This window comes from Streptomyces sp. WAC05292 (genome assembly GCF_003949955.1).
Taxonomy (GTDB): domain Bacteria; phylum Actinomycetota; class Actinomycetes; order Streptomycetales; family Streptomycetaceae; genus Streptomyces; species Streptomyces globosus.
This window is the reverse complement of sequence record NZ_RPSE01000319.1, coordinates 1-7,513: the sequence shown is the minus strand read 5'-3', so window position 1 is coordinate 7,513 and position 7,513 is coordinate 1. Positions and strand designations below refer to the sequence as shown.

Below are 7,513 nucleotides of genomic sequence, written 5' to 3'. Positions count from 1 at the left end.
GATCTCGGACGCCCTCGGCGGCGTGGTCGGGGGCTGGGTGGTGCCGCCGAGGGCGTCCGAGATCTGGTTCAGCAGGGTGGTGCCCTCGTCCAGGCCGAGCAGGGAGTACATCATCGCCCCGCCGAGGCCGCGGCTCTTGCCGTAGTCGACGCGGGCCTGGACGGACTTCTGGTTCAGGCCGGTGAAGAACTCGCCGTCCTTGTAGAAGTACGAGGACTTCGACTGGTCGTCCCAGAAGGTGGCCGCCGGGTTGTCGACGATGCCGCCGAGCTCCTTGTAGTGGGCGATGCCCGCCTGCTGGCTGTACTGGCGGGGGCTGGAGCCGCCGGTCGCGGGCTGGGCGAGGCCGCCCGCGGTGCCCGCCGGGACGCCCTTCCAGCCGCGGTAGTAGAACTCGTAGCCCAGCGTCAGCTTGCCGGCCGGGAAGCCGCCGGCGATGCCGTAGGCGGGGTCGCCGTCGATCCAGGCGTCGATGGCGTTCTCGATGCTGTACTTCTCGGTGCCCGGCGCGATGGGGTCGGTCGGGTCGGCCGGCGAGTTCCGCAGCGGGGACTGGTGGTACGTGGGCCCGTCGCCGTCCCAGGCGCCGTGCATGTCGTACGTCATGATGTTGGCGTAGTCCAAGTACTGGCCGATCTTGTCGGTCTCGATGTACTTGATCTTGTCCTGGCCGGCCGGGAGCGCCGCCGTCAGCATCAGCTTCCTGCCGCCGTTGGCGGCGCCGTACTCGTCGAGCTGCTTGCGGAACTCGGCGAGCAGGAGCGTGAAGTTCTGCTTGTCCTCGGGGCCGTGGTGGTTGCCGAGGTGGCCGCCGGAGGAGCCCGGGTACTCCCAGTCGATGTCGATGCCGTCGAAGATGCCGGCGGCGGTGCCCGGGCCGCCGAAGCCGCCCTCGACGGGCAGGTTGCCCTTGATGTACTGGTCGATGCAGGAGGAGACCAGCTTCTTGCGGCTCGCGTCGGTCTTCGCGGCGTCGTGGAAGTACTTGGAGTAGGTCCAGCCGCCCAGCGAGATGTTGATCTTCAGGTGGGGGTACTTGGCCTTCAGTTCCTTGAACTGGTTGAAGACGCCCACGATCGGCTGGTCCCACTTGTCGGCGACTCCGTCGACGGAGTCGGCCGCGCTGAAGGACTTCTGGTAGTCGGCATAGGAGTCTCCCGCACCGTCGCCCGCGTTCGGGTTGTTGTCGTCGCCCGCGGCCTTGTTGGCCATGAAGCAGGTGAGGTCGGTGGGGTGGATGTTGCCGAACGAGTAGTTGATGACGTCCAGCTTGCCCGCGATGCCGCGGGTGTCGAGGTGCTTCGGGTAGAAGGCGTTCCCGTACACGCTCCACTGGTCGTAGTACGCGATGCGGATGTTGCCGCCGCCGGCTGCCGCGGTGGCGTCCGCGGCCTGGGCGGTGCCGAGCCCCGCGAGGCCGGCCACGGCCCCGGCCGCCAGCGCGGCCGTGGCGGCGGCCGCGATGAGGGGTTTACGGATGTGCATGTACTGCCTCCGGGGAAGTGGGGAGGGAGGGCAAGAGGTCCGGGTGGGAGAAGTGATAGCGATCACCGACAGGCGCCGTCAATGGTTTGGACCAAAGAAGGACTAGACCACTCGCGCGGTAAATCCCCTTGTCAGAGGCGTGCAGGGGCATGGGAAACCGCTCGCCACCCCGGGTGACGAGCGGTTTAAGGGTGCCTTAGGAAAGGCTGCCGCAAGGTTTCGGCAACAAACCAGCCGAACGCCGTTCGCACGCCGTCAATCGGCCCGCGGCTCCCCTTCCGGCATCCCGTACGCATCCGCGACGAGTTCGTAGGAGCGCAGCCGGGCCGCACCGTCGTGCGCGTTCGCGGTCAGCATCAGCTCGTCCGCGCCGGTGCGGGCGGCCAGCGCGTCGAGCCCGGCGCGGACCTCGTCCGGGGTGCCGTGGACGACGTTCGCCAGCCAGCCGTCGGCGAACTCCCGCTCCAGCGGGGAGAAGGGGTAGGCCGCCGCCTCCTCCGGGGTGGGTATCAGGCCGGGCCGGCCCGCGCGCAGCCGGAGCATCGACAGCGCGCCCGTGAGCGCCTGGGCGCGGGCCCCGGCGGCCGTGTCGGCGGCCAGCGCCGACACGCCGATCACGGCGTACGGGGCGTCCAGGGCGGCCGAGGGGCGGAACGTCTGCCGGTAGAGGTCGAGGGCGGGCAGCGTGCCGGCGGCGGAGAAGTGGTGGGCGTACGCGAAGGGCAGGCCCAGCTCGCCGGCGAGGCGGGCGCTGAAGCCGGAGGAGCCGAGCAGCCACAGCGGCGGCCGGCCGGCCGGCCCCTGCACCGGGCCGGGCACGGCGTGGACCCGGGCGTAGGGGTGGCCGTCGGGGAAGTCGTCGTCGAGGAAGCGGGTGAGCTCCGCGAGGCGGCGGGGGAACTCGTCGTGGCCCTCCTCGGCCCGGCCGGGGCCGCGCAGGGCGGCGGCGGTGCGGCCGTCGGTGCCGGGGGCGCGGCCGAGGCCGAGGTCGATCCGGCCGGGGGCGAGCGCCTCCAGGGTGCCGAACTGCTCGGCGACGGCGAGGGGGGCGTGGTTGGGCAGCATGACGCCGCCCGAGCCGAGGCGGATGCGGGAGGTGTGCGCGGCCAGGTGCGCCAGGATCACCGCGGGCGAGGAGCTGGCGACGCCGGGCATGGAGTGGTGCTCGGCGACCCAGTGGCGCTGGTAGCCGCGGGCTTCGGCGAGCCGGGCGAGGGCGACGCTGGTCCGCAGGGACGCGCTCGCGGTGCTGCCGCTGCCGACGGTGACGAGGTCCAGCACCGACAGCGGTACGGGGGCGGTGCCGTGCGCGGTGCCCCGGACGGGGTGGGGCGCCGGGGCGGCCGCGGGTTCCGGTCCCTGCGCGCCGCCGGCCGGGCGGTCCTCCCGTGCGGCTTCCCCGTGGTCACTCATGGCAACTCCCGTCTCGCTCGTACGTCCGTACGGGGAGTCGAACCGGGGAGCGGTGGCGGGCATTCCCGGGGCGGGTGTGCCGCCGTGGGGCCGGGCCCTTGACCTTGGCATATGCCAGTGGCGTAGGCCCTGGCGAGAGGGCGTTTTCCGGCCATCGAACTTCCCAACAGGCGCTCCGGAGGGGCCTCTTGCTGGCTATCGTGGTACGGCAAGCGGTAACGACCTGCTAGGGGGAGACCGTGGCGCTGAAGCCCGAGCCGACCGCGCCGTTCCACTCGGTGCAGTACGCCCTGCGCGTGCTCGAAGCGATCGCCCGCCACACCGGCGGCGTGTCCGACGAGCAGATCGCGCGCGAGACCGGACTGCCGGCGGTCCATCTCGCTCCGATGCTCCTCATGCTGCGCCGCGAGGGGTACGTCCTGGAGGTGTCGGACGGGGCGTACGCGATAGGCGACTCGCTGGTCCTGCTCGGCTCGGGCCCGGACCGGCAGCAGGCCCTCCAGGACAAGCTGCAGGAGACCCTGGACCGGCTGCGGGACTCGGTGGGCGCGGCGGTCTACATCAGCCGGTACGTGGACGGCGAGGTGAAGATCACGCAGGTCGCGGACAGCCCGCGCACCCCGAAGGTGCACGAGTGGGTGGACTTCCGCTCCGCGGCGCACGCGAGCGCGGTCGGCAAGTGCCTGCTGACGCAGCTCGACCAGAACGGGCGGCGCGACCACCTGTCCCGGCACAAGATCGCCCGGCTGACGTCGAAGACGATCGTGAGCGAGCGGGTCCTCTTCTCGAAGCTCGACAGCCAGCCGGCCACCGTGCCGGTGCTCGACCTCCAGGAGTACGCGCTCGGCACGGTCTGCGCGGCGGTGCCGATCACCGCGGGCGCGTCGGTGGGCTGCCTGGCCCTGTCGATGCCCGTGGAGCACGCGCACCGGCTGCGGGCGGCGGCGGAGACCCTGAACCGGAAGGCCGCTCCGCTGCTGCTGTCGCTCGCCCTGTAGTCCTGGTGACGCGGCTCACGGGAGAGGCCGCGGTGCGAGGAGCGCCACGAGCGGGAAAACACTTCGGGCGGCTCCCGGTTCAACCGGAAGCCGCCCGAAGGACAGGTGCGCCGCCAGGGACTCGAACCCCGGACCCGCTGATTAAGAGTCAGCTGCTCTAACCAACTGAGCTAGCGGCGCCTGCTGACAGAGAAAATACTACCTGGTCCGCGGGGGTGCTCCAAACCACCCCCGCGGCCGATGCCCTGCGGCGGACGGTTCCGCTTCAGAACTGGACGTCGGAGCAGGAGTAGAAGGCCATCGGGGTGTCGTGGACGGTCCAGACGGCCAGGATCAGGTGCCGGCCGGTCTTGCCGGCGGGCATGACGCCGTTGTGGACGGTCGTCATGGCGGGCCGGGCCCCGTTGTAGGCGACGGTGAGGAACGGCTGCGACTCCAGGGCGGCGCGGGTGAGCGGCTTGGTCGGGTCCCAGCCGTTCCGGGTGACGTAGTACTTGATGTCGGTGGTGGCGTGGTTGGCGGTGAACTGCCACCGGAAGGCGTAGCCCTGCCCGGAGGCGACCTGGGTGGCGGGCCAGGTGCCGCCGCGCGGGTCGTCGAGCTGCGCGAACTCGGGGTGGCCGCCGGCGCATATCCGGCCGTCGGCCGGGCCGGCAGCGGGGAAGCCCTTGTACCCCTCGACGCTCTGCGGCTCCCACTGGATGGGGCCGCAGTCCGAGACGGTCCGGTTGGCGCAGAGCTTCTGGCGGCTGATCGGGCTGTCGGTGTAGCCGTGGCTGCTGGCGGAGGGCGCCGAGGCGAGGGCGAGCCCGGTCACGGCGGCGAGTCCGAGCGCGGCGGCGGAGCCGGCCCGTCCGGAGGGGCGCGCGGGCAGGCGCGAGGACATGCGGAAGAGACGCATGATGCGGTGCTCCTTGAACGTGGGGGGGGGAGGTCCGGGGAGAGGGCGTGCGCACGCGCGGGGAGCGGCCGCGGGTGGGTCCGCGGCCGCACGGGCGGATTTTCAGGTCTAGACCAAGTCCCAGACTATTGACGCCAGTTGGCCATGTCCAGACCATTGCGCGAACGAATGGTCCGGACCACTTCGCCCCGCCCGCACCCCGCCCCACCTCGGCCCGCGGAGCGCCGCACGGGCCGGGAGGCGGACGCGGCGGGCGGCACGGCGGCTGTCCGAAAACAGGACGCCGGGCGGTACGGCGACGGCCCCGGAGCCGCCTGCGGGGGCGGAGCCGGGGCCGGGCCTTCAGGCCGGGGGCGGTGGCGGTGGCGGCTACTCGGAGCGGCCGGTGTAGAAGGCGACGGTGAGGTCCTTCACCAGGGCCTTCCGCTCGTAGTCGTCCAGCTCGACCAGGCCCCGCGAGGTCAGCCGGTGGACGGTGTCGTCGACGGCGTCCACGACCGACGTCAGGACCGTGTCCCGGTGCTTCGCGTCGATCGCCGCCACCCGGCGGCGGCGCATCGCCTCGGCGACCTCGGGGGCGTACTCGATGCGCGTCGGCTGCGCCGAGTACACCTCGATGCCGACCGCCTCGGTCTCGGCGGCAAGCATCCTGGTCAGCGCCTCGCCTACCGCCTCCGTGTCGCGGAGGGTCGGGGCGTCCTCGTGGAAGGCGTCGGCCGGCAGCTGCGACAGCACCCGCGCCATCGCCGCCTCGACCTGCTCGGCCAGGTACTCGGTGTGGTCCTCGACGGCCAGCGCGGCCCGCGCCGTGTCCTTGACCTGCCAGACGACCTGCACGACCACCTGGAGGGCGAGGCCGCCGCAGTCGACGGCGGGCATCGGGTCGCTGCGCCAGTGGCGCAGCCGGACGTCGATCCGGCGGCGCAGGAGAAGGGGGCTCACCCAGGTGAGGCCGGTCCGGCGGACCGTGCCGCGGTAGCGGCCGAACAGGGTGAGCACCCAGGCGTGCCCGACCTTGCCGCGGCCGAGGCCGCCGAGGGACAGCAGCGCCACGATGCCGAGGAAGGCGAGCGGCGGCCAGTGGGTGGCCCGCAGCCCCTGGTAGGCGCGGGGCGCCGCACCGAACGCGGCCGCGAACGCGTCCGGCACCGCTCCGGCCCGCCAGAGCACGGCCAGGCACCCGCTGAGGGCGAGACCGCCCACCGCGACGCCGACCCAGCCGGGCAGGACGGGCCCCCGGTGCTCCCGCAGCCGGTCGTCCCCCTGCGGCACCCGCCGCCCGGGAACCGGCCGCGGCACGGCACGCCGGGCGGACCGGCCCGGCGCGGCGGCCGGGGCGCCGGCGGCGTGCGTGCGCGGCTCGGCGGGGAACGGCAGGTGCACCGGCACCGCGGTGACGTCCACCCCGCGGGCCGCCGCGGAGATGCCGGCCGGTGCCGGTTCGCCGCCGCCGTCCCCGATCCCGCGAGCCACGGCCCGCGAGACGATCTCCACCACGGAGCCCCGACCCGCGGGCACGCCGTGCTGGTCCCCTTCCGCACCACGGGTGGCGGCGCCCCCGGCAACAGCCGGGCCGGGCACGCCGACCGGGCCGTCGGGGGAAGCGGACCCGCCGCCGACGGGGCCCGCCGCCGCGTACGGGCCGGGCACACCCGCCGGGTCCGCCTCGTACGGGCCGGGCGTCTCACCCGAGGGGCCGGGCCCGCCGTCGGCGGCCGCAGCGGTGTACGGGCCTGAACCGTCGGCCGTCCCGGCAGCGATACCGGGCCCGCCGTCGGCGGCCGCCGCCGCGTACGGGCATGGACCGTCGGCCGGGTCCCCCGTATAAGGGGTCGGCCCGTCGGCCGGGTCCGCCGCGTACGGGGTCGGCCCGTCGGCCGGGTCCGCCGCGTACGGGGCCGGCCCGTCGGACGGGTCCGCCTCGTACGGGGCCGGCTCCGCGGACGGGTCCGCCGTGTGGGCGCCGGGCGCTTCTCGCGATCCGTCCCCGCTGCCGGGCCCTCCGTCGGCGTCGGCCGCCGCATGCCGGACCGCGGCGGGACCGGGCTCGGCCGCGGGGTCGGGCGTACTGTCCCGCGACGTGCCCTGGGGTCCGGGAGGTGCGTCCTTGTCCGAGGCGTCCGCCCCGGCGGCGGGCGGCGCCGCCTGCGGGTCGGGGGCGACCGCGGGGTGCGGGATGTCCAGGGTCGCGGCGGCCGGGGCCGGTGCCCCGGGCGCCGCCCCACCCTCGTCGCCGGGGACCGTTCCGCCGCCTTCCGCGGGCGCCGCCGGCGCCTGGCCGGGCTCGGTGCGGGCGGCGGGGACATCCCCGAGGGCGGTGGCGGTGTCGGCGGCGGCCCTGCCGTGCGGCAGGAGGACCTCCCGGGCCGTCAGGACCATGGCACTCGGCACTCCGGCGACCCACCGGGAGCGCACCGGCGCCGGCGCGACGGCGACCCGGGCGGCGGGGCAGCTGTGCGGCCGGGCCTGCGCCGCAGCCGCGGCTGCCGCGGGACCGGCGGCCGGGTCCGCGTACGGGGAGGTATCCGCTGCCGGCACGGCATCCGGCCGGGCCGGGGCCTCCGCCGGACGCGGTCCAAGCCCCGAGGGGGCCGCACCCGGGCCCGCGTACGGCGAGGTCGCCCCGGGCGTGTCCCACGGGCGGGGCCCGGACCCCGCAGGGGCCCCGCCGCGGTCCGCGAGCGGGGCGGTGGCGCCTGTCGGCACGGCCTCCGGA

General features: G+C 74.7%; 5 protein-coding genes and 1 tRNA gene. 1 reads left to right on the top strand and 5 read right to left on the bottom strand.

Annotation, left to right across the window (positions count from 1 at the left end; genetic code table 11):
* Window positions 1-1,485 (bottom strand): glycoside hydrolase family 18 protein (locus tag EF903_RS25260; RefSeq protein WP_148142569.1); only part of this gene is annotated, 1,485 nt, incomplete at its 3' end.
* Between the two features lie 255 nt (window positions 1,486-1,740).
* Window positions 1,741-2,898, bottom strand: coding sequence for an LLM class flavin-dependent oxidoreductase (locus EF903_RS25255; protein ID WP_125546867.1), 1,158 nt, complete (start codon window positions 2,896-2,898; stop codon window positions 1,741-1,743).
* 239 nt (window positions 2,899-3,137) lie between these two features.
* Here EF903_RS25255 and EF903_RS25250 point away from each other — a divergent pair, with 239 nt between their 5' ends.
* On the top strand, window positions 3,138-3,896 hold the full coding sequence (locus EF903_RS25250; RefSeq protein ID WP_125546865.1) for an IclR family transcriptional regulator: 759 nt from the start codon (window positions 3,138-3,140) through the stop codon (window positions 3,894-3,896).
* A gap of 106 nt (window positions 3,897-4,002) precedes the next feature.
* Here EF903_RS25250 and EF903_RS25245 read toward each other — a convergent pair.
* The 3 genes from EF903_RS25245 to EF903_RS35475 form a co-directional block, all read right to left on the bottom strand.
* Window positions 4,003-4,076, bottom strand: a tRNA-Lys gene (locus tag EF903_RS25245).
* 85 nt (window positions 4,077-4,161) lie between these two features.
* Window positions 4,162-4,797 (bottom strand): lytic polysaccharide monooxygenase auxiliary activity family 9 protein, encoded by a 636-nt coding sequence (locus EF903_RS25240; protein WP_185902813.1) that lies wholly within the window; start codon window positions 4,795-4,797, stop codon window positions 4,162-4,164.
* A gap of 369 nt (window positions 4,798-5,166) precedes the next feature.
* The gene (locus EF903_RS35475) at window positions 5,167-7,335 is read right to left on the bottom strand and encodes an SPFH domain-containing protein (protein WP_260615894.1); all 2,169 of its coding nucleotides are present in this window, start codon (window positions 7,333-7,335) and stop codon (window positions 5,167-5,169) included.
* Window positions 7,336-7,513: the final 178 nt, after the last annotated feature.

Excerpts from the sequence above, each read along its gene's own strand:
- EF903_RS25255 (WP_125546867.1), bottom strand. The coding sequence starts at position 2,898 with ATGAGTGACCACGGGGAAGCCGCACGGGAGGACCGCCCGGCCGGCGGC.
- EF903_RS25240 (WP_185902813.1), bottom strand. The coding sequence starts at position 4,797 with ATGCGTCTCTTCCGCATGTCCTCGCGCCTGCCCGCGCGCCCCTCCGGA.